Annotated in this window: 17 protein-coding genes; 11 read left to right on the forward strand and 6 right to left on the reverse strand. The window is 63.5% G+C overall.

Features of this window, described 5'->3' with window-relative positions:
• Positions 1-148 precede the first annotated feature (148 nt).
• The 5 genes from NE591_RS06640 to NE591_RS06660 all read left to right on the forward strand — a co-directional run bounded on the left by NE591_RS06640 (position 149) and on the right by NE591_RS06660 (position 7705).
• Entirely contained in the window at positions 149-2779 is a 2631-nt protein-coding gene (locus NE591_RS06640; RefSeq protein WP_173112378.1) for a molybdopterin-dependent oxidoreductase, read from the forward strand.
• 12 nt (positions 2780-2791) lie between these two features.
• Positions 2792-3367: a 4Fe-4S dicluster domain-containing protein gene (locus NE591_RS06645; protein WP_157012260.1), complete on the forward strand. Its 576-nt coding sequence runs from the start codon at positions 2792-2794 to the stop codon at positions 3365-3367.
• A gap of 119 nt (positions 3368-3486) precedes the next feature.
• Entirely contained in the window at positions 3487-5217 is a 1731-nt protein-coding gene (locus NE591_RS06650) for an ATP-binding protein (RefSeq protein ID WP_157012258.1), read from the forward strand.
• Complete coding sequence (locus NE591_RS06655; RefSeq protein WP_173112383.1) at positions 5198-5914, forward strand: response regulator transcription factor; 717 nt, start codon at positions 5198-5200, stop codon at positions 5912-5914. The genes NE591_RS06650 and NE591_RS06655 overlap by 20 nt, the downstream gene beginning before the upstream one ends.
• A 396-nt stretch (positions 5915-6310) precedes the next feature.
• The gene (locus NE591_RS06660) at positions 6311-7705 is read left to right on the forward strand and encodes an ATP-binding protein (protein WP_157012254.1); all 1395 of its coding nucleotides are present in this window, start codon (positions 6311-6313) and stop codon (positions 7703-7705) included.
• 24 nt (positions 7706-7729) lie between these two features.
• Here the strand turns inward: NE591_RS06660 and NE591_RS06665 are convergent, their stop codons facing one another.
• On the reverse strand, positions 7730-8443 hold the full coding sequence (locus tag NE591_RS06665) for a ferric reductase-like transmembrane domain-containing protein (protein ID WP_157012252.1): 714 nt from the start codon (positions 8441-8443) through the stop codon (positions 7730-7732).
• A 371-nt stretch (positions 8444-8814) separates the two neighbouring features.
• Between NE591_RS06665 and NE591_RS06670 the strand changes: the two genes are divergently transcribed.
• From NE591_RS06670 to NE591_RS06695, 6 genes are all read left to right on the forward strand, one after another.
• Positions 8815-11469: a molybdopterin-dependent oxidoreductase gene (locus tag NE591_RS06670; protein WP_173112389.1), complete on the forward strand. Its 2655-nt coding sequence runs from the start codon at positions 8815-8817 to the stop codon at positions 11467-11469.
• Positions 11470-11479: 10 nt separating this feature from the next.
• A complete protein-coding gene (locus NE591_RS06675) occupies positions 11480-12106 on the forward strand; it encodes a 4Fe-4S dicluster domain-containing protein (RefSeq protein WP_157012248.1) in 627 nt (208 codons plus the stop codon).
• A gap of 234 nt (positions 12107-12340) precedes the next feature.
• The gene (locus NE591_RS06680) at positions 12341-13105 is read left to right on the forward strand and encodes a molecular chaperone (protein ID WP_157012246.1); all 765 of its coding nucleotides are present in this window, start codon (positions 12341-12343) and stop codon (positions 13103-13105) included.
• Between the two features lie 27 nt (positions 13106-13132).
• Complete coding sequence (nrfD, locus tag NE591_RS06685; protein WP_157012245.1) at positions 13133-14011, forward strand: NrfD/PsrC family molybdoenzyme membrane anchor subunit; 879 nt, start codon at positions 13133-13135, stop codon at positions 14009-14011.
• Positions 14012-14079: 68 nt separating this feature from the next.
• The gene (locus tag NE591_RS06690; RefSeq protein ID WP_157012244.1) at positions 14080-14466 is read left to right on the forward strand and encodes a GntR family transcriptional regulator; all 387 of its coding nucleotides are present in this window, start codon (positions 14080-14082) and stop codon (positions 14464-14466) included.
• Positions 14467-14488: 22 nt separating this feature from the next.
• On the forward strand, positions 14489-15448 hold the full coding sequence (locus NE591_RS06695; RefSeq protein ID WP_157012243.1) for a slipin family protein: 960 nt from the start codon (positions 14489-14491) through the stop codon (positions 15446-15448).
• A gap of 145 nt (positions 15449-15593) precedes the next feature.
• On the opposite strand, the gene asnB is transcribed toward NE591_RS06695, so the two are convergent.
• The 5 genes from asnB to NE591_RS06720 all read right to left on the reverse strand — a co-directional run bounded on the left by asnB (position 15594) and on the right by NE591_RS06720 (position 21268).
• Positions 15594-17474, reverse strand: coding sequence for an asparagine synthase (glutamine-hydrolyzing) (asnB, locus tag NE591_RS06700; protein ID WP_173112392.1), 1881 nt, complete (start codon positions 17472-17474; stop codon positions 15594-15596).
• Positions 17475-17567: 93 nt separating this feature from the next.
• Positions 17568-18299 carry an aspartate/glutamate racemase family protein gene (locus NE591_RS06705; RefSeq protein ID WP_173112395.1) on the reverse strand — a complete coding sequence of 244 codons (732 nt, stop codon included), beginning with the start codon at positions 18297-18299 and terminating at the stop codon, positions 17568-17570.
• Positions 18296-18727, reverse strand: coding sequence for a hypothetical protein (locus tag NE591_RS06710; protein ID WP_256156508.1), 432 nt, complete (start codon positions 18725-18727; stop codon positions 18296-18298). The genes NE591_RS06705 and NE591_RS06710 overlap by 4 nt, the downstream gene beginning before the upstream one ends.
• Positions 18728-18730: 3 nt before the next feature.
• The gene (locus NE591_RS06715) at positions 18731-19696 is read right to left on the reverse strand and encodes a carboxylate--amine ligase (protein WP_256156510.1); all 966 of its coding nucleotides are present in this window, start codon (positions 19694-19696) and stop codon (positions 18731-18733) included.
• 282 nt (positions 19697-19978) lie between these two features.
• Positions 19979-21268 carry an aminotransferase class I/II-fold pyridoxal phosphate-dependent enzyme gene (locus NE591_RS06720; RefSeq protein ID WP_114539938.1) on the reverse strand — a complete coding sequence of 430 codons (1290 nt, stop codon included), beginning with the start codon at positions 21266-21268 and terminating at the stop codon, positions 19979-19981.
• Positions 21269-21411 lie beyond the last annotated feature (143 nt).

Consider the following 21411-nt stretch of genomic DNA (forward strand, 5'->3'; position numbering starts at 1 on the left):
CTTACCAGCTGGTAATCTTCCTTACTGAATTACCAGGGCGGTTACCTTCATGGTATCTTGTTGACCGCAGAACCGCTCCGTATATTTGTCCTTGCAAGAGCCAGGGCGCGGCCTTGGCTGAGTCGAGCAAGGAAAGTAGGGGGACGCAATGGACGATTCTCAGAACGTGTTCGAGCCGGGCGCTCTTTCGCGTCGCGGGTTTTTGAAGGGCAGTGCCGTCGCCGCTGTTTCGGCGGGGGCCCTGTCGTCTCTGGTCGCTTGCGCGCCGAGCTCTCCGGCCCCGAAGGAAGGCCTGGCCGGTACCGCCGGCGCCACATCGGTGGACGAGGGTACCTGGATTGCTGCAGCATGCTGGGACAACTGCGGCGGCCGCTGCGTGAACCGCGTGCTCGTGCGCGACGGCGAAGTGGTGCGCCAGGGCAGCGAGACTTCCCATGAGGACAGCTTCGAGTGGCTGCAGCAGCGCGGATGCCCGCGCGGGCGGGCACGGGCCCAGCAGGTCTTCGGCGAAGATCGGGTGAAGTTCCCCATGAAGCGCAAGAGCTGGCAGCCCGGCGGCGGTGCCAATGCCCACGGTGAGCTGCGCGGGCGCGACCAATGGGAGCAGATCAGCTGGGAAGAGGCCATCGACTACATTGCCCAAGAGGCCGAGCGCATCTACGGCGAGTTCGGCCCTGCGGCCGTCATCGGCACCAAGGCCTTGGCCGTGGGCAAGATTCTCCACCAGCTCGGCGGCCACATCTCCCTTTCCGATACGAGCTCCATCGGAACCTACGCCTTCAACATCGTAGCGCTCGGGCTTCCCTCCCAGGATCTGGGCGAGCTGAACGACCGCTTCGACAACAAGAACGCCGACACCATCGTGATCATGGGCGGCAACCCCGCCTGGTCCTCGGGCGGCTCCACCATGAACAACTTCAACGAGGCCCGCGATGCCGGCGTGCAGTTCGTCTACGTCGGGCCCTCTTACAACGCCACGGCAGCGTACTTCGAGGCCCGCTGGGTGCCGGTGCTGCCCGGCACCGATACGGCCTTCATGCTGGGCGTGTGCTACGAGATGATCGAGCAGGACGTGGTGGACTACGACTTCCTGAACACCTACTGCGTCGGCTTCGACGGCGATCACATGCCCGCCGACGCCACCCTGCAGGAGAACTTCCGCGGCTACCTGGTGGGCGACTACGACGGCACCCCGAAGACGGCCGAATGGGCCAGCGCCATTTGCGGAACTCCCGTAGAGGACATCCGCTGGTTCGCCGAGACCGTCGGTAAGGATCACAAGGTCATGCTCATGCACAACTACGCCTTGGCCCGCTGCGCCTCGGCCGACAACATCCCCCAGCTCTTCATGACCATGGGGGCCATGGGCGGGCACATGGGCAAGTCGGGCCATGCCTGCGGCGGTGCCTACAAGACCTACGCCGGCGCCGGCGGCCCCGCGCTGGTGAAGTTCGGCGAGACGGGCCTGCCGGCCACGAAGAACGCGCTGGCGGACACCATGCCCGAGCCGCTCATGTGGCAGTGCATCCGGGAGGGGCGCTACAACTCCACCGGTGCCGCCTACGGCGTGAACTTCAACGCCGAGGACATCAAGGAAACTGAGTTCAAGTGGCTCAACATCGAGGGGCGCAACACGTTGCAGACGGCGGTGGGCCTAAGCGATGCGCGGGAGGCCATCCAGAAACTCGATTTCGTCACCGACCTCGCCTACACCTTCGACACGTCCGCGGCCTATGCCGACATCGTGCTGCCCTGCGCCACGGAATGGGAGCGCGTGGGCGGCTTTGCGGGACACCAGCGCTCGCGCGAGACGGTGGTCGTCTACAGCCGCGTCACCGAGCCTCTGTGGGAGGCCAAGACCGAGTTCGAGATCGGGCGCATGCTCGCCGCGCGTTTGGGCATGGACCCCGACGAGCTGTGGCCCATCACCGAGGAGCAGGCGTTCTTCAACCAGATCGTCGGGTGCACCTATGTGGATGCCGCCGGCGAGGAGAAGCCCCTGGTGACGATCACCGCCGACGATATCGCGAAGTGGGGCGTGGACGCTGAGCCCCAGGAGGGCGACATCGCCCTGGACGACTTCCTCTCAGCGGGCTGCTACACGGTCAAGCGCGCCGAGGGCGACGGCTATTCCTACATCGGCTACAAGGACTTCGTGGACGACCCGGAAGCCAATCCCCGCGAGAGCGCCTCGGGCAAGCTGGAGATCTACTGCCAGTACAAGGGCGACATGCTGAACTCCATGGGCTACAGCCCCGCCGGTACCTTCAAGCCCTATCCCACCTATGTTGCCTCCCCCGAGGGCCGCGAGGGCATGTTCGCTGACCGCCAGATCGGCGGGGCGGCCAGCGAGTACCCGCTCATCGTGTACAACCCCCATTACCTGCGTCGTGCCCATGGCGTCATGGACAACGTGCCGTGGCTGCGCGAGGCATGGTCGGCGCCGGTGTTCGTGAGCGCCGCCGATGCGGCCGCGCGCGGCGTGGCCGACGGCGATACCGTGCGGGTGTACAGCGCCCACGGCTCGGTGCTGCGCACGGCCTCGGTGGTGGAGATGCTCATGCCCGGCTGCGTCGGCCTTCCCCATGGGGCCTGGGCCGATTTCAGCAAGGACGACGGCATCGACGTCGCCGGTATGGACAACGTGCTGTGCGGCTCGGTGACCAGCGGCATGGGCACCTCGGGCTACAACAATTACAACTGCAACTTCGAGAAGTACGAGGGCGAGGCGCTCGTGGCCGACTGCGAGCTGCCCTGCCGCACCGTCGCCATGGCGTAGGAGGGGACACTCATGACTCAGATAGGTTTTTACTACGATCAGACCCGTTGCGCCGGCTGCAAGACCTGCCAGGTGGCCTGCAAGGACAAGAACCGCCTGGGCGTGGGCCCGGTGCTGCGCAAGGTGGCGAGCCGCCAGGTGGGAACCTACCCGGCCGTGAAGCTGTACCATCTTTCCGCCTCCTGCAATCATTGCGAGAGCCCGGCCTGCATGGCGAAGTGCCCTACCGGGGCGCTCTCCAAGACCGACGAGGGAGCGGTAGTGCGCGACGCCGAGGCCTGCATCGGCTGCTCCAGCTGCGTGAACGCCTGCCCCTACGGGCACCCGCAGATCGATGAGACCACGGGGCTGTCGGTCAAGTGCGACGCCTGCTCCGAGTGGCGCGCCGCCGGCTACCTTCCCGCCTGCGTGGAGGCGTGCCCCTACCGGGCGCTCGATTTCGGCGACGTGGAGGAGCTGCGCGCCAAGTACGGCGCGGAGGCAGTGAGCTCCATTCCCGCCCTGGGCGAGGACACCACCGGCTCGCACACGCTCATCAAGGCGCGTGCCGCGGCCTTGGAAGACGAGGGCACGCCCGTGACCCTGTAGCCTTTCCCGTTCCCGAGCGATGCCGCAAGTCCGAGGTGGGCTTGCGGCTCGCCGGGGTTTCGGGATAAGCTGGCACGGGGCGCGGGAAGCGTGGGAAGAAGAAAGTTCGGAGGCATCTTATGGGGGATGGGGCAAAGCCGCGCCGCAGCCGGCCTTTGGTGGTGCGCTATATCGCTCTCATGACCGCGGTGGCGGTGGTGCTCGTAGCGCTGTTCGGCTGGATGTCCTATCAGGAGCAGTCGCGCCATATGGAGGAGCAGATGCTCGCCGAGGCCCGGATTCTGGAGAAATCGGTGCGGGCGACGTGGGATTTCATCGACTACGAACAGCCCAATATCAACTATGACCGCGACGGGACCTACAACTTCAAGGGGCTCTACTGCTCGCTGGTGGGAAAATCGGTGGGCAAGCTGTTCACCTTGAGCACCGACGGCCGCTACACGCTCCGCTATACGCGGCTCGATCCCCGCAACGCCCTCGATGCCCCCGACGAGTTCGAGCAGCGGGCCCTCGACGCGTTCTACCACGAGGGCGCCTCCGAGTACACGGGCTTTGTCAATGCCGCGGACGGTTCCCGGGAGTACCGCTATGTGGGGGCCATCTACCTCACGGACAGCTGCCTTGAGTGCCACGGTGCCCCGGCCGGCGAGCTGGATGTGACGGGCTTTCCGAAAGAGGGGCTTTCCGCCGGCGATATCGGCGGTGCGGTGAGCATTAGCATGCCGACGGATCTGTACCAGGCGGGCATCAACCGGAACACGGTGCTCATCATCGGCTTTTTCGTGCTCTTCCTCACGATCACATTTTTGGCGAGCCTGCTGTTCTTCCGCCGCCGCGTGACCGAGCCGCTCACGTCTCTGGAGGCCGCCGTGGAGCAGATGGGTCAGGGGAATTTCAGCACGCCTGTGCCGGAGGGCGGTTATTCCCGCGAAGTCGACGAGCTCGTGCAGGGTGTGAAGGCCATGGCCGGCGAGCTCGATTCGCTGTACACCACCCTTGAGGAGAAGGTGGGCTCGCGCACGCGGCTCTATCGCGAGGCCAACGAGATGCTGGAAGAACAGCGGGCCGCCCTGGCGCGCACCAACGAGCTTCTGGAGCAGACCAACGGCAAGCTCGCCCAGGAAAACGAGTACCGCACCAACATCGTGGCCATCTTGAGCCACGAGCTGCGGACGCCTTTGACCTCCATCCTCGCCTTCGTTGATCTGTGGGAGGCGTCGGGGGAGGAGCACAGCCCGGAGAGCCGCGAGTGCCTCGAGAAGATCAAGACCCAAAGCCAGGTGCTCCTCGAGATGGTGAACAACGCCCTCGATATGGTGCGGGTGGAATCCGGTGCGCTTGAGTTCGCCCGGGACCCCGTCGACGTGACCGACCTGGCGGCCGTGACCGTCGGCGCGGTCGGGCCCATTGCCGAGCAGAAGGGCGTGGGGGTCGACTTCGCCATCGCGCGCGAGGTCCCCCTCATCCGCGGCGACTGGGCGCAGCTGGAGAAAATCCTCACCAACCTGCTGAGCAACGCCGTGAAGTTCACCGGCGCCGGGGGCATGGTGTGGTTGAAGGCAAGTTATGACGGGCGGAGGCGGGAACTCACGCTTGCCGTCGAGGATGAGGGCATCGGCATCGCGAAGGAGCGGCAGGAGGGCATATTCGACCGCTTCGTGCAGGCCGACGCCTCCATTTCCCGGAAATACCGGGGCAGCGGCCTGGGGCTTTCCCTTGTGAAGAAGACGGCGGAGGCCCTGGGCGGGTCGGTATCGGTGGAAAGCGAGCCGGGGCGGGGGAGCACCTTCACCGTCACGCTGCCCGTCACCCCCATCGAGGAGGATGAAGATGAAGATTCTCATTGCTGACGACGAGCGGGACATCTGCGAGGCGGTGTGCAAAATCGTCGAGCGCGCGGGGCACACCTGCCTGTGCGTCTACGACGGCGCCCTGGCCCTCGCGGCCTTCGAGCGCGAGCAGCCCGATGTGGTCATCCTCGATGTGATGATGCCTGAGGTGAACGGGTTCGATTTGTGCCGCGATCTGCGCGCCCGCGACCCGCATGTGCCCATCATGATGCTCTCGGCGAAAAGCGACATCGTCGACAAGGGCGTCGGGTTCGCCGCCGGCTGCGACGATTACGTGGCAAAGCCCTTCAACAGCCAGGAGCTGGCCATGCGCATCGAGGCTTTGCTGCGCCGCGCCCGGCTGGCCGACGAGGGGCGCGAGCCGCGCCGGAGCCGTGCGGTGGTGCGCCTGGGCGACATGGAGATTCGCCTCAAGCGCAACGAGGTGCTCGTCCACGGCCGCTACGTCAACCTCACACCGAAGGAGTTCCAGATCATCGCGTTTCTCGCCAATCATGTGGGGGAGGTGTTCTCGGCCCAGGACATCATGGCCAACGTGTGGGGCGAGGCCTATCGGCCCGAGTCGGCGAGCATCGCCGTGTTCGTGCGCAAGATTCGCAACAAGATAGAGGACGACCCCAGCAAGCCCCGCTACCTGCAAACCATCTGGCGCGAGGGCTACCGCCTCGGCGACGCCTCGATGATCGAGGGAGACTGACGAAGGAATCGCCGCGGCGCACGGCTTCGAAGCGCGGCGTGTCTGCGTTAGCATCTCGGGGCGCCTCAGCTCGAGAATGGGGTGCACCCACATTTCTACTCTCCTCGACAGCACTACAAAAATTTCCTGGGAGGTTTTCGGCAACGTTTGTTTGGCGCACGGGGCACGGCAGCGCTATAGGAGTCATGAGAAAAACCGTCAAATAGGGGACTGTTGCGCCGCGACCGGCTCTGGCTCGGGCTTGGCGGCAGGGAGGGGTCGTCTCGGCAGCGTGGTTGCGCAGAAATGCCGCACCAGAGACACAGTTTCTCTGCGCTAGACACAATTTCGGCTGAAATCCTTCCGTATTAGCTACATAGAACGTGGTATTCTTTCTGTGTTGGAAACAGTTACCTGATGAAAGCGGTGTTTTCCATGGCTGCAATTCGACGTAAAATGCTTCAGGTACTTGAACGCTGGAACGAAAGCAAGGCAAAGAAGGCCTTTCTGCTCGTGGGAGCGCGACAGACGGGAAAAACTTATATCGTGAGAGAATTTGCTCGCGAACACTTCGCTCATCTTGCCGAAGTGAACTTTCTGGAGGACGAGAAGGCCATTCGGGTTCTTTCGGAAGCACAGGATGCGGAAGACTTCGTCTCGCGTCTCTCTCTGATTTGCGGCATGCCTGTAATTCCTGGAGAGACGCTTGTCTTTCTCGATGAGATACAGGAGGCACCCGATCTTATTACCGCTGTGAAGTTCCTCGTCGAGGATGGCCGTCATCGGGTGGTGATCTCCGGATCGATGCTGGGTACCGAAATGAAGGGCTTTCGCTCTTTCCCGGTAGGCTATGTGCAGATCGAGCGCATGTTCCCTCTCGATTTCGAGGAGTTCTGCTGGTCGCAAAACGTGCCACAGGCGATCATCGACGACATCAGAGAGGCGTTTGATGCTCGAAAGGGGCTGGATGCAGGACTTCACGAGAGGCTTTCCGGCTTGTTCAGGTACTTTGTAGCTATTGGTGGAATGCCTGAGGCGGTGAGTGCGTATCTCGACTCCTCCTACGACATGATGGCGGTGCGCGCTGTTGCTTCGCAGATCGTGGAGCAGTATCGGTTCGATATCGCGAAATATGCCCAAGGTCGCGCACCGCAGATTCGGCGGGTATTCGATGCCGTCCCCTCGCAACTCGATAAGGTGAACAAGCGCTTTCGCATGGACGCTTTGAAAAGCGGGGCCGTGTACGATCGCTACGCCAACGATTTCGCGTGGCTCATCGATGCGGCGGTTGTGCTGCCGACTTATCAAGTGAGCGAACCGAAACGCCCGCTTAGGCGAACGGCCCAAGAGAACAAGTTCAAGCTTTACGAGGCCGACACGGGGCTCTTGCTATCGCAGTACGCGCCCCAGACAATGCTGGATGTCATCGCCGACGCACCCTCGGTGAACTTCGGCTCGGTCTACGAAAATGCCGTCGCCCAGGCGCTCAGTAACGAGAACCCCGATCTGTTCTATTTCTGCAGCAGCCGAAAGGGCGAGGTGGATTTCATCGCGCAGCGCAACGACGGCGCTCTTGTGCCCATTGAGGTCAAGTCGGGGAAGGACTACAAGCTGCATACGGCTCTCAACAATTTGTTGGGCACGCACGACTTCGAGATAGGGGAGGCCTGCGTGCTCTCCTCGGCGAATGTGGAGCGGCGTGAGCGCGAGGGTAAGCCCATATGGTATCTGCCTCTTTACATGGCGTTCTGCATTGCCGAGCAAACAAGTGGCACCTTCGGCTCCATGCATCTGGCTCCTCCGACGTTTTAGAAGGCCCACGACGTTCTGAAGCGTTTACGCCGGGGCGGCTTCCAGGTCGAGGTCGGAGGCTGCGGCGGCTGGTTCGGCCAGACGGTCGGCAGCGGCCTTGCGCAGGCGCAGGACCACATAGGCGCCCATGACAACCGAGTACACGGCGATGGAAAGCACGGCCACCTCGTTGCCGGCCACAGCACTGGGCATGAGCAGCAGCGCCAGATGCACGTAGGTGAGCACGTAGAAGGGATAGGCGAGCCGCTGCACGCGCTTCCAGCTGGCCGCCTTCATGGCGTGCTTCACGCGCTGGGCCGAGGTGACCCACAGCACCACCATGAGCGCGGTGATGAGCGCCGCGAGCCCCAGGGAGAAGGCCAAGTTGCCGGAGAAGGCGCTCGCCAGGCGCGGCAGGTAGGAGGCGCCGTAGAAGGCGATGTGCCCGCAGGCGAAGATGCAGGCGAGGATGGACAGCTGCCGGCGGATGGGCATGAGGTGGGTGCGCAGCGGGTTCCCCTCGCCGAGCACGCCCACGAACATGACCACGGTGAACAACAGGAAGGCCAAAGCGCAGCGCTGCATGAGCGGCTGGAAGTAGGACCAGGCCTCGCCGCGCACGCCGGCGGACACGCCCCAGAAGTACAGGGCCACGAGCGCCACAGCGCAGACATAGAACGGGACGGGGTGCTTCTTCAAGGGTTTCGCACAGGCCCAGACAAGGGCAAAGGACACAACGAGGGCTACGATAAATCGCATGATGACTCCTTCAATTCAGATAGACCGATTGCAACGACTATCTCCCTCTGCTCGATAAGGTACCACAGGAGGAATTATCCGGCAACGAGAATTGTTTGAGCGGTCTTAGTCTTGAGAAATACGCTTGGAAATCTAGAATACACCAATAGGACACTATTACAGCAGAGAGAAGATGCGAAAGAGAGAGTAATTACTTGCAATATTGGGCATCAATAGTAGTTGACTGTCCTAGATTTGCATGATAGTATGGGCGCTGTAACCGTCATACAAGTTTAGGACGGTTGCACCTATGCATGGGTCGTACTGGAGAAAAGAGGGGAAACGACCTTGCCGAGGGAGCTTTCCCTGCGATCGGAAGAGGAGGGTCATGTATGAGTAATGAACTGACTCGACGCAGCTTCGTCAAGTGGGGCACTGCCACTGCGGGCGCCACGGCGCTGGCAGGGCTTACCTCCTGCGCTCCCGCAAAGGAAGAGGAGCTTTCGGAGACGGGCGGCACAACCCAGGATTTCGGTTATCCCGGCGAGAAGGGCAACGGGCAGTGGCTCACGGGGGCCTGCATGAACAACTGCAGCTGCGAGCACTCGCGCTGCCTTCTGCGGGTGTACGTGGAGGACGGCGTTCCACTGCGTATCCGTACCGACGAGGAGGAAGACTCCATTGAGGTTCCCCAGCGCCGAGCCTGCCCGCGCGGCCGCGCCCAGATCAGCAACATGACCTCCCCGGCGCGCATCAAGTATCCCATGAAGCGCAAGGGTTGGAGCCCCGACGCCCCCAATGGCGAGATGCGCGGTCGTGATGAGTGGGAGCGCATCAGTTGGGACGAAGCGCTCGACTATATTGCCGCGGAGATGCAGAAGGCCTACGATAATTGGGGCCCGAAATCGATCCTCGCTGCCGCCTATAGTGATATCGGCGAGGAATACTTCGATCCCATTGTGTGCCTGCTGAACGCCAAGGGTGGCGCGGTACATCATGACTTGGGCACGGTGTCGCTGGGCTCGTGGCCCTGTGTGGAGCTGTTCATGACTGGCAGCATCTTCGAGGCTCCTGATGCCTTGAGCCTCGCCGAAAGCCAGCTGCACTTCCATTTCGGCAACAACTGGGCGGCGAACAAGGCCGGCAACACATCGCTTCAACTGAATTACGCCAAGGAACAGGGCGGCAGGCTTGTCATCATCGACCCGTGGCTCAACCAGACGGCTGCCGCCATCGCCGATGAGTGGGTGCCCATTCTGCCCGGTACCGATACGGCGTTCTGCCTCGGTATGATGTACCACCAGGTGGAGAACAACCTGCAAAACCAGGAGTTTCTGGACACCTACTGCGTGGGGTTCGATGCCGAGCATATGCCCGAGGGGGCGGACCCCAAGGAGAACTTCAAGGACTACCTGCTGGGCACCTACGACGGTGAGCCGAAGACGCCGGAATGGGCCGAGGCTATCTGCGGTGTACCTGCGGCCACTACGCGCCGTCTCGCCGAGGAGATCGCTAAAACCGAGAAGGTCGATTTCTTCGCTGGTCAGTCCACCACCAAGATTCCCGCTGGCGAGATGTTCGGTCAGGCTTTCTACACCTTGGCCTTCATGCACGGCGTGGGAACCCCGGGCAACTATGTGGGATGGCTCGGTATGCACGAGCACGGCTATTCCACTACACCCTACTGCTTCGCGGGGGATGCCTCCAACGGTGCCGGCAAGAACCCTGTCAACCCGCTGGCTCCCCCGGTCATCGTGCTTGTGCCCAATTGGGCTGAAATTACCGACAAAGACTCCTGGGAAAAGGTGGACTACACCGAGTGCTGGCAGTCCATTCTCGACGGGGCCTACGGACGCGACACCTGGCCCGGCGGCAAGAAGCCCCTTGACATCCACGTCATCTACACGGGCGGCTACGAGAACAGTCTGAACTCGCTGCCCAACGCGAATGCCGGCATCAAGGTCTTCCGCAAAGTCGATTTCGTGTGGGGCGCCGCGCCCTTCTTCGATGCCTCGCGCCAATACTGCGACATTGTGCTGCCCGTGGCAACGTGGTGGGAGAAGGGCAACATAGCCTGGAGCGTGAATGCCGAGACGGTGTACTGGGCCGACCGCATTATGGAGCCGCTGTACGAGGCGCGCCCTGAGACCGAGATCGCCGAAGAGCTGGCGAGCCGCCTCGGCCTCGATCCGAAGGCCGTAAACACCATGACCGACGCCGAGCGCACCTACTATTCCTTCGCCGGCGCCATCAAGATGACCGACCAGGCAACGGCAGCATACGAGCCGCTGTTCACCATCACCCAGGAAGACATTAACGCCCTGGGCGTGGAGGGCGAACCGCAACAAGGCAGCATCACCATCGCCGAGTTCAAGGAAAAGGGCTGCTATAAGACCCAGCGATCCAAGGGGGACGCGCTCACCTATCGGCCGTTCGAGGCATTCATCGCTGATCCGGTAGCCAATCCCGCTGCCACGGCATCGGGCAAGTTCGAGATTTACAGCGCGACGCTCTCGGCAGTTGTAAGTTCGCTGGGCTATTCCGCCATTCCGCCCGTCGCGAAGTGGCAGATCGGCGACCCCGAGCAGGGTGCTGGTACTCAGACCGACGCCTATCCGCTGCTGCTGTGGACGCCGCACTCCCTGCGTCGCTCCCATACGGTGAACGACAACGTTGTCTCGCTGCGCGAGGCATTCCCCCAAGAGTGCTTCATGAGTACCGTGGATGCCGAGGCCCGGGGCATCAAGAGTGGGGACACAGTGTTGATGACGAGCCCCTACGGCAAAGTGCTGCGCCCGGCCAAGGTGCTGCCCACCATTGTGCCCGGTGCCGTGGCGCTGCAGGACGGCGCCTGGATTCGCATCGACGAGGAGACGGGCATCGATTTGGGTGGCGATCCGAATATTCTTCAGGCGCCGAAGGCGTCGGGGCAAGCCTCCCAGTCGTGGACGGGCACGCTCGTGCAGGTGGAGAAATACGATGGGCCGCTGACACTTAAGCCCGACAAGGACATGCCTATAGTTATGCCTGTAGGCATTGAGGAATAGGGGGCGCATCATGACTCAATACGCATTTCATTTGGATGGTGGCAAGTGCACTGGTTGTAAGACGTGCCAGGTTGCATGCAAGGAAACGTATAAGTTGCCAGTGAGCAACCTCTACCGCAAGGTGTACAACTACCAAGGTGGCTCATGGAAACCCACTGAAGCTGGCCACTATGTACCCGACGGTGTGTTCGGTTATTTTGTGTCTCTGGCCTGCAACCACTGCTCGAGCCCGGCCTGCGTGGCGAACTGCCCCACCGGTGCCATGCAGAAGGACGAGGAGACCGGCATCGTTTGGACCGATCACGACGTGTGCATCGGCTGCAAGACCTGCGAGACCGCTTGCCCCTATGGCGCGCCGACCTACGGCGAGGAAGAGGGCTACATGTTGAAATGCGACATGTGCCGCGGCGAAGTGGCCGCGGGCGGCAAGCCTATCTGCGTAACCGGCTGTCCCATGCGCGCGCTGGACTTCGGCACTCGCGAGGAGATGATCGAGAAGTACGGCGAGGGAGATGTTGAGGTGGAGCCGCTGCCTGCCGACACCACGGGCCCCAACCTGATCCTGACGCCTCATCGCGACGCTCAGAAGTCGGGATCGGGCACTGGCTCAGTGGTCAATCTCGAGGAAGAGCTGTAGCGGTTTCCGGGAAGATACTCGCTCGGTGCGAGAGGACTGCGAGGGGCGCAGATCGCTGCGCGAAGCAGTAACCGTTGCGGCAGGATCTGTGCCCCTTTCATGAACCTTTCCAATACCGAGAAGAATGCTTTCCAACCCTGTATAATCCCACGTTAAGGCGGGCACCGGACAGATTCACCCCCCTCCCTCCCGATTTGCCCGGTGCCCCGCCCTTTCTTTTTTCCGAGGTGCCCCATGAACACTCCTTTTGATTCCGATACGCTGGCTGCGGCCGAGGTCTGCTTTGCTGTCGCCTCGCAGTTGCTGTACCTTGAGCCGGAGATCGCGCCGGTGGCCGAGCAGGTCGCAAGCCGTCAGTTCGCGAGCGCTCCCTTTGGCGAAGGTAACGACGATGAGCGGCAGGGCCTGCATCTTCTTGACGGGTGGTGTGCAGTCGCCCTGAACGCATCCGAGGTGCCCGAGGAGGCAAGCGCCGACGAAGCGGCCGCGCGTCTCGTGGAAAGCCCCGCATTCGCCGAAGCCGTGGCTGAATTGCGCCGCGAATGGCTGCGCCTGTTTGTCGGCCTGGGCACGCCCGAGGCGTCGTGCTTAGAGTCGTTCTACGTGGAGCCCAACAGCCATATGTTCGGTAAGAACGTCATCGCCGTGCGCGAGGCCTATCGCCGCCATGGCCTTGAGATTGAGCGACTGCACCGCGAGCCTGATGACCATCTAGGCCTCATGCTGGGCTTTCTCTCGCGCCTGATGGCCGAGGAGCGCGAGGCCGTCGAGGCCGGCGATATGCAGCAGGGCGCTGCACTCGCTGACGAGCAGGACGCGTTCCTGACCGAGCATGTCCTTCCCTGGCTGGCTCCGTGGCGCTATGCTGTCGAGAAATACGCGCGCACCGATTACTACCGTGGTGTCGGAGCGTTCGTTTTCGGCCTGATTGCCTGTTATGCCGAGCGTTTCGGCATTCGCTTCGACGGAAAGGCCAGCGCGTTCAAGCGGAGGAAGTAGCGTCGGTGCCTTTGAGGGGAGGCGCGTATGTTGGGGACGTTCGTGGTGCTGTACCTGTTTCTAGGCGGATGCGGGGCTGCCGCGCTGTTCGTGACGGCTGTATGGTCGCTGCTGTTCCATCGCACGGAAACGCGCACCTTCCAGCAGAGCCGCGCCTTCTGGGATCTGGCGGGGAAGCTTTACCTCGCTAGTTTCGGGCTTCTGGCTCTTTCGGCATTCTGCCTGCTTCTTGATCTTGGTAGCCCCCACCGCTTCTTCCTGTTGTTCCTGCGCCCGACGGCATCGCTGCTGTCGGCGGGCTCGTTCGTGCTGTTGGCGGCACTGCTCGCCTCAGGCTGCTTGGCAGCGGTTCATGCTCTCGGCTGGCCTGCGCCCTCATGGGCGCGCAAGGGGTTGGAAGCGCTTTGTGCGGTGCTGGCGACGGTGCTGATGGTATATACCGGCCTGTACCTGGCGTGGATGGAAGCCGTGCCCCTTTGGAGCAATGGGGCGCTCCCGGCTTTGTTCGCGCTCTCGTCGCTCTCTTCGGGAATGGCTGCAGTGCTTCTCGCGGCGCCTTTTGTGCGCGATTGGGCACTTTTGTCCGGCTGGATAGGCGGCTTGCACCGGGCGCATCTGGTGGTCCTGGGACTCGAGTTTCTGGCGCTTGTCGTCTTTCTCGCCCTGGCCGCGATAAACCCATTCGCCGGTCCGGGCCTCGCGCAGCTTGTTTCGCCCGATGGCCAAGCCCCCTGGTTCTTCGCGGGGTTCGTACTGGGCGGCATCATCGTTCCCTTCGCCGCTGAAACGCTGCGCCCCTTCACGGGCCGTGTCGCGCCCGTGGCCGCATCCGAGGTGCTCTGCCTCTTCGGAGGACTGATTCTACGGTTCTGCCTGGTGCTGGCCGGAAGTCACTGGCTCGGGTGATACAATGCGAGCCGATGTGAAACCGACGCGCCCGATGGGCGCGCAAGCAGGAAGGCACAGGAGAGCCCATGGCCCTGTTCGAGATAGACGAATCAAGCGGACTACCCGTTTGGGTGCAGCTGCGCAACCGGTTCGTGTATCTCATCAAGACGGGCCACTACCAGCCGGGCGACCAGCTGCCCAGCGTGCGCACCCTGGCCGCCGAGGCCGCCATCAACTACAACACCGTGAGCAAGGTGTACGTCAATTTGGAAAGCGACGGCTACGTCGAGTCCGTGCGCGGCCGGGGCGTGTTCGTGCGCGACATCGGCGGGAAGGCCGATGACGTGCGTTCCATCGCCGACACCGAGATCGAGGGCTGCATCCGGCGCTGTCTGGCCCTGGGAATGACCATAGACGAGGTCACCCTGCGCATGATGGACGTGGCCCACCGTTTGAAGGACGAAAAGTCCTGATCCTCGAAGAGGGGAGAGTTCCATGCTAAACCGCACTGCGAAGACCGAGCGCGAGGGCCGCACCCGTCGCGCCGCCGGCATCGAGAAATACAATTCTAACGTCGACCGTCGCACCTCCCAAAACGGGCCGCTTATTTTCTCGGCCTTCATCGCTGTGGTGGTGTTCTCCTGCGTGTTCGTGGGCGGGTTCGCGCTGATGGGGGAATTCAACGTCTGGTGGCTTTTGGGCGCGCTGGTAGTGGCCTGGGCTGCCACCATGTGCGTGCACATCGCCATGCAGTGGGAGAAGGTGGTCATCTTCCGCTTCGGCAAGTTCGACCGCATGGCGGGGCCTGGGTTGTATTTCACCATTCCCTTCATTGAACAGACGGCGCTCAAGGCCGATCAGCGCATCATGGTCACCGGCTTCGGCGCCGAGGAGACCTTGACGAGCGATCTTGTGCCCATCAATGTGGACGCCGTGCTGTTCTGGATGGTGTGGGACGCGAAGAAGGCGTGCCTGGAGGTGGAGAACTACTACAACTCCGTGTCGCTGGCGGCCCAGACGGCCCTGCGCGATGCCATCGGACGAGCGAGCGTGTCGGAGGTGGCTATCCGCCGCAACCAGCTCGACCAGGAGCTGCAGGAGGTCATCGAAGAGCGCACGAGCGTGTGGGGCATCACCGTCATGTCCGTGGAGATTCGCGACATCGTTATCCCGCAGGAGCTGCAGGAGGCCATGTCCGCCGAGGCCCAGGCCGAGCGCGAGAAGAACGCCCGCATGGTGTTGGCCGAGGTTGAGAAGGACATCTCCTCGATGCTGGTGGACGCCGCCAATGTGTACGACGAGAACGAGTTGGCGGTGCGGCTGCGTACCATGCACCTGCTGTACGAGTCGGTGAAGAACTCCGGCGGCACGGTGGTCATTCCGAGCGCCTATTCCGAGGGCTTCGCCGACGCCGGCCTCGACCGCGCTCCGGACAGTCTGAAGAGCGGAAAATAGAACGTTCGAAACCGGCTGTCTCCCGCGGTCGGGAGGGCAGACCAAGGTCTGCCCCTACGGGGTGTTGTGATAGGTTGTTCTGCGTTGCGCGAGCCTTCTATCCGTAGGGGCGGACCTTGGTCCGCCCTTGAAGCGTGGGAGGCATTCAGCCGAAGTACTGCTCGTGCCAGATGAGGAAGCAGTAGGCTGACCAGATCTTCTTCATGTGGGAGCAAGCGCTGCGCTGGTGCTCGTCGAGCAGGGCATTCAAACGTTCGGTGTGGAAGAGGCGACGGGCGCGCTCGCTGCTCAGCACCTCGCGGACCTGGGCGTTCCACGGCTCTTCCCTCAGCCACTGGGCGAGCGGGGTGATGAAGCCCTGCTTGGGCATGGCGGCCGTGGCTTGCGGCAGCATGCGGGCCGCGGCGGCGCGCAGGGCGATCTTCGTCTCGTGGCGGCCGACGCGCTGGGCGGCGGGAAGCGTGCTCGCCAGGGCGAACACCTCGCGGTCGAGGAAGGGAACGCGCAGCTCCAGCGACGACGCCATGGACATCTTGTCCGCCTTCAGGAGGATGTCCTGCTGAAGCCAGGTGAGAATGTCGGCGGTCTGCATGGCCGTGACCTCGTCGGGCGCATCCCCACACGCTTTCCCGCTGCCTACGATTTCCGCGAACAGGGGCGCTGTGAGCTCCCAGGGTGCCGGGGCCGCCGCGCATCGGGCGCCCACCTCCGGCGCCAAGAGCCCCAGCGCTTCGGCCCAGGCGAAATTGTACTCCAATCGGATATAGCGCTCGGGTAGCCCATGGGCCCCGCGCAAAAGGAAGCGCCGCCCGTGGGTGCCCTCGGGCAGATGCCGCGCGGCGGCGCTCGCGGCCCGGCGCACGGGTACGGGCACGGCCATGTAGGGCGCAAAGGCGAGGCACTCCTGGTAGTAGGGATAGCCGCCGAACAGCTCGTCGGCCCCTTCGCCCGACAGCACCACCTTCACCGACTCGGCGGCCATGGCGCACAGGTGGTACAGCGGCACCGCCGAGGGGTTCGGCAGAGGCTCGTCCATGGCGTACTGCACGGCGGGCACCGAGGCGAAGAACTGCTCGGCGCCGAGAATGCACCCCTCGTTCGGCAACCCGGTGGCCCGGGCGAAGGTTGCAGCGGCCTCCAATTCCGAAAAGCGCCCCTCGCCCCAGCCGATGGTGAACGTGCGCGCCTCCATGATGCGGGCGGCCTCCCGGGCCACGAGGCTGGAATCCACCCCGGCCGAGAGGAAACAGCCCACATCTACGTCGGCGATGGCATGGGCCGCCACCGACTCCCGCAAGGTAGCCTCGATGGCCTCGGCGCTCTCCTCCAGACTGCGGCTCGCATCGGGGACGAAGCGCGGGGCGAACCATCGGCCGCATTCGGCGCGGCCGTCGCGCCATCGCAGCCAATGGCCGGCGGGCAACTTGCGGACGCCTTCGAACAGGGTCTCCTCGTCGGGCAGGTACTCCATGCACAGCCAATGGGCGAGTCGCCGCTCGTTCAGGCTCCGGTGCGCGCGCGGATGCGTGATCAGCCCCTTGATCTCGGAGCCGAACAGGATGCGCTCGCCTTCCACGGCATAGTAGAGGGGCTTGATGCCGAAGGCGTCGCGCGCGCAGAAAAGCTCTCCTGTGGCTGGGCGATACAGAGCGAACGCGAACATGCCGCGCAAACGGTCGAGCACCCCTTCGCCCCACTGCTCGAACCCGTGGAGCATCACTTCCGCATCGCCCTGGGTGGAGAAGGTGTGACCTGCGGCGATCAGCTGCCGGCGTAGTTCCTGGTAGTTGTAGATTTCGCCGTTGAAGACGAGCACGAGCGAGCGATTCTCGTTATAGAGGGGCTGGTTCGCACCGGCCAGATCGATGATGGCCAGGCGCCGGAAGCCCAAGGCGGCGCGGCCGTCGCTGAAATACCCTTCCGAATCGGGCCCGCGATGGGCGATGGCATTGGCCATAGCGACGATGGTGGCGCGGTGGTCGTAAGTCTGGTCGTTCTCGTCGATAAAGCCGACAAAGCCGCACATAAGGGATCCTTCCTGAAAGCTCGTGCCGAAAAACGTGGAAAACTTGCCAAGCTTCTGATCTGGTGATATCGAAGGAAATCTCAGGTCAAAAGGCTAGTTTCGAAGTGACAAGTTTTTCGAGGCTTTCGGCGGCCGCCCGGCACGCATGATGACGCAGTCGGCTAGTACGTCCAGGGCGTCTACCACGGGAAGTCCTGCCGCCCGCGTCACGCCGCCGAAAGCCAAGGACAGCTCGGTGCAGCCGAGCACGACGCCGTCGCAGCCCGCTGCGCGCAGCGGGGCCGCCAGCGCCTCGAGAGCCGCTGGCTCTACGAATCGCCCCGCCTTCACTTCGTCAAAGATGATGCGGTTCGCCCGCGCTTGCGTGGCGCTATCCGGGTAAAGACAGTCCACGCCGAGTCGTGCGGCCTCGTGCCCGTACAGATCGGCGGCCACGGTGCCGCTTGTGGCCAGCACGCCGATGCGCGCCAAGCCCACAGCGGATGCGGCGGCGGCAGTCTCGCGCACCATGTGGACGACGGGGATGCCCAAGGCGCCCTGCAGTTCGTCGAAGAAGCCGTGGGCCGTGTTGCAGGGCAGTGCCAGAAGATCGCAGCCGCAGGCTTCCAGAAGCTGACCGTCCTCGATAAGCGCCGCGAGGGGAGAGCGGTCGCTTCGCCCCAGCAGGAATGCCGTGCGATCGGGGATGGCCGTGTCGTTGAAGGCAAGGGTGCGCACGTGGTCCTGGTCGCAGCGGGCCTCGGTGCGCTCGACGAGCCGCTGCAGGAAGTAGGCCGTGGCCGCAGGTCCGGTGCCTCCGAGCACGCCTACCAAGCGCCCGCTCATGATGCTGCTTTCGCGCGGGCCGTCAAGCCGTCTGACAGCGAAGGCTCGGAGGAGGCGGAGGCGACGCGCTCGCTGTCCCCGCAGGGGACGGTTCCCTTCTTGCCGCGACCGCTGAAAGGCTCGGCACCTTCCAAATCTTCCACTGCTTTCTCCCGGGCCCGCTTATCTGCCATGGCGGCCCGGCAGGTCTTCCATTGGCGGAACGCGAAAACGAGCGGATACAGGCGCCGACGCAGGCTCTTCTCGGCCGGGTAGTCCAGCGGGTCGGCATCGCGGCCCAGCGCGTACAGCCCCCGCACCTCCCGACGTAGGGCGTCGTCGCGGATGTAGTCGAGCAGGATGGCCTTGGGCGCCACGGTGTAGAGCGACTCGCCCCGGGCTATCGTGAGCCCTTCGGGCAGGGGTCGGCCCAACACGAGGTCGTCCATAAGTCATCGGGCCACGTTGTCGCCGGCGGCGGTCACGTAATAGTTGCTGCGGCCCAGGCGCGTGTTTATCTCGAAGAAGCGATGGCTGCCGTCGCGCGGATCCACTTTGATGTCGAAGTTCGCGAACCCGGTGTAGCCGACAGCTTCCAGAAGGCGCGCGGCCTCGGCCACGATCGTCTCGTCGGTGCGGCTCACGATGGCGAGCGGGTTGCCCACGCCCATGGGCCGCATATCTTCCAAAAGCGTCTGTCCGAAAGAGGTGAAGCGCACCTTTCCGTTCTGGTCGGAGTAGGTAGTGAGGATGCGCATGCTCGTGTCGTCGCCGGGGATCATCTCCTGGATGAGGAACTTCCCCTCGTAGCGGCTGCTCTGCACGGCCGCAAGCGTCGCCCGAAGCTCCGCCGCGTCGCGCAAGAAGAAGACCTTCTGCTTGCCGGGGAAGTCGGCATAGTGGTAGGCGGCCGAGGATGCGGGTTTTGCCACCACGGGGAAGGGGAAGGGAAGTATCACGGCGGCCGGGTCGTCGCCGTCTGCGCTGGCGTCGAACACCACGGTGCGCGGCGCGGGCACGCCGACTTCCGCGCACAGTTCGTAGAAGCGATCCTTCTCGGTGAGCCGGTTCAGCAGATCTTCGCCAATGTAGGGGATGATGAAGGACTTCTCCAGCACGGCGCGGTTCTCAACGATGAGCCGCACGTACCAATCGCCGCAGCCGAGCAGAAGCAGCGGGCGGTCGCTGAAGCACTCGGCAGTGTTGGCCAAGGTGGAGAGGAGCACCGCCGGCCGCTCCAGGTGCGGCACCACGCGGTTCACGAGGATGGAGGAGTCGCCGCACATATGGCACGCGGCCTGCGAGAGCACCAAGGGCACGATGCCGTAGGCCTCGTGGAAGGCCCGGGCGAGACTGTAGGCGCCGATGTCTCCGCCGAGGATCACCGGCAGCACGTCGGGGGCATCGATATTCTCCATTGAACTCATCTCCTGAACTCGGCTCGTCTCCGTTCAGGAGAAATGATAGGAAAGCCCTCCATTACGCTTCCCATAGCAAATGCTGACGAAAGCGTAAGGAGGGCGTAACTTTTCCTTACGGCGGGACGATGCAGCTCTCTGGCGGGGGCACACCCCGTGCTCAAGCAATGGCTCGCTCGGCGGAACAGGACATTTAGTCCTGTTCCGTTCGCTGCGCAACCTGCGCGCGGGGCGCGCCCCCGCCAGAGAGCCGCATCGCGAGCCCGTTCGGGGCCGAAAGCCTTATTCCTCGACGAGCTGCTCCAGGGCGGCCAGTTTCACGCAGCAGGTGAAGACATCCATGGCGGCGTCAAGCTCTTCCAAGGGCGGCAGCGAGGGTGCGATACGGATGTTGGAATCGGCCGGATCGTCGCCGTAGGGCCAGGTGGCGCCGGCACCCGTCATGGTAACACCAGCGTTCTTCGCCAGCTCCACGATGCGGCGCGCCGTGCCAGCGGGCCCCTCGAAGCTCACGAAGTAGCCGCCGCGCGGGTTGGTCCATGTGGCGATGCCGGCCTCGGCAAGCTCCTCGGCCAGTTTCTTTTCGACGAGCTCGAACTTCGGGCCCATGAGCGCGCCGTGAGCGGCCATATGCTCGGGCAGGCGCGCGCCCTCTTCCAGGAAGCGGGCGTGACGCAACTGGTTGAGCTTGTCGTGGCCGATGGCCTGAACGCCCAAGTGCCGCTTGATCTCGGCTATGTTGGCGGGGCTTGCGGCCAAAGCGGCCACGCCCGCGCCGGGGAAGGTGATCTTCGACGTGGAGCCGAACTTCAGATAGCGATCGGGGTTGCCCGCCTCGCGGCAGGCTTCGGCGATATCGAGCACGATGTCCTGCTCGGCCGGATCGCCGGAGAAATGGTGCACGGCGTAGGCGTTGTCCCAGAAGATGCGGAAATCGTCGGCGGCGCACTCCATGGCGGCGAGGCGGCGCACCGTCTCATCGGAGTAGGTGATGCCGGAGGGGTTCGAGTACTTCGGCACGCACCAGATGCCCTTGATGGCGTCGTCGGCGACGACGAGGCGCTCCACTTCTTCCATATCGGGGCCGTCCTCGCAAAGGGGGACGGGAATCATCTCGATGCCGAGATCTTCGCAAATAGAGAAGTGACGGTCGTAGCCGGGGACGGGGCAGAGCCATTTCACCTCGGGCAAGCGCCCCCAGGGCGTACTTCCCAGGGCCCCGAACACCAGGTAGCGCACCATGGCGTCGTACATGGCCGTGAGGCTCGCATTGCCGAGCACGATGACGTTCTCTGGCTCATCGTCCAGAAGCGCCGCCATGAGCCGCTTCGCCTCGGGGATGCCGTCGAGCACGCCGTAGTTGCGGCAGTCGGTGCCGTCCTCGGCGGCAAGGTCGGCTTCGGAGTCCAGCACGTCCAGCATAGGCAGGGACAGCTCCAGCTGTGCGGCCGAGGGCTTGCCGCGGGCCATGTTCAGCTTGAGGCCCCGGGCCGCCATCTCGCCGTAGCGGGCGCGCACCTCGGCGAGCTCGGCCTCCAATTCCGCCTTGGACATCTCTGCATAGCGCGGCATATTCCGTCCTTTCGCCGTAAAACTGCTCGTCTGCATAAGATACGGAGTGTCACTCCATCGCGGTAAAGTATAATCCCAAAGGTCAATGAAACGACACGGAATATGGCGCTTCGCAAGAATGGCTGGCCATACGGTGTCGGTTT

Source organism: Adlercreutzia sp. DFI.6.23, assembly GCF_024462535.1.
Classification (GTDB): domain Bacteria; phylum Actinomycetota; class Coriobacteriia; order Coriobacteriales; family Eggerthellaceae; genus Adlercreutzia; species Adlercreutzia rubneri.

Excerpts from the sequence above, each read along its gene's own strand:
- NE591_RS06640 (WP_173112378.1), top strand. The coding sequence starts at position 149 with ATGGACGATTCTCAGAACGTGTTCGAGCCGGGCGCTCTTTCGCGTCGC.
- NE591_RS06645 (WP_157012260.1), top strand. The coding sequence starts at position 2,792 with ATGACTCAGATAGGTTTTTACTACGATCAGACCCGTTGCGCCGGCTGC.
- NE591_RS06650 (WP_157012258.1), top strand. The coding sequence starts at position 3,487 with ATGGGGGATGGGGCAAAGCCGCGCCGCAGCCGGCCTTTGGTGGTGCGC.
- NE591_RS06655 (WP_173112383.1), top strand. The coding sequence starts at position 5,198 with ATGAAGATTCTCATTGCTGACGACGAGCGGGACATCTGCGAGGCGGTG.
- NE591_RS06660 (WP_157012254.1), top strand. The coding sequence starts at position 6,311 with ATGAAAGCGGTGTTTTCCATGGCTGCAATTCGACGTAAAATGCTTCAG.
- NE591_RS06665 (WP_157012252.1), bottom strand. The coding sequence starts at position 8,443 with ATGCGATTTATCGTAGCCCTCGTTGTGTCCTTTGCCCTTGTCTGGGCC.
- NE591_RS06670 (WP_173112389.1), top strand. The coding sequence starts at position 8,815 with ATGAGTAATGAACTGACTCGACGCAGCTTCGTCAAGTGGGGCACTGCC.
- NE591_RS06675 (WP_157012248.1), top strand. The coding sequence starts at position 11,480 with ATGACTCAATACGCATTTCATTTGGATGGTGGCAAGTGCACTGGTTGT.
- NE591_RS06680 (WP_157012246.1), top strand. The coding sequence starts at position 12,341 with ATGAACACTCCTTTTGATTCCGATACGCTGGCTGCGGCCGAGGTCTGC.
- nrfD (WP_157012245.1), top strand. The coding sequence starts at position 13,133 with ATGTTGGGGACGTTCGTGGTGCTGTACCTGTTTCTAGGCGGATGCGGG.
- NE591_RS06690 (WP_157012244.1), top strand. The coding sequence starts at position 14,080 with ATGGCCCTGTTCGAGATAGACGAATCAAGCGGACTACCCGTTTGGGTG.
- NE591_RS06695 (WP_157012243.1), top strand. The coding sequence starts at position 14,489 with ATGCTAAACCGCACTGCGAAGACCGAGCGCGAGGGCCGCACCCGTCGC.
- asnB (WP_173112392.1), bottom strand. The coding sequence starts at position 17,474 with ATGTGCGGCTTTGTCGGCTTTATCGACGAGAACGACCAGACTTACGAC.
- NE591_RS06705 (WP_173112395.1), bottom strand. The coding sequence starts at position 18,299 with ATGAGCGGGCGCTTGGTAGGCGTGCTCGGAGGCACCGGACCTGCGGCC.
- NE591_RS06710 (WP_256156508.1), bottom strand. The coding sequence starts at position 18,727 with ATGGACGACCTCGTGTTGGGCCGACCCCTGCCCGAAGGGCTCACGATA.
- NE591_RS06715 (WP_256156510.1), bottom strand. The coding sequence starts at position 19,696 with ATGGAGAATATCGATGCCCCCGACGTGCTGCCGGTGATCCTCGGCGGA.
- NE591_RS06720 (WP_114539938.1), bottom strand. The coding sequence starts at position 21,268 with ATGCCGCGCTATGCAGAGATGTCCAAGGCGGAATTGGAGGCCGAGCTC.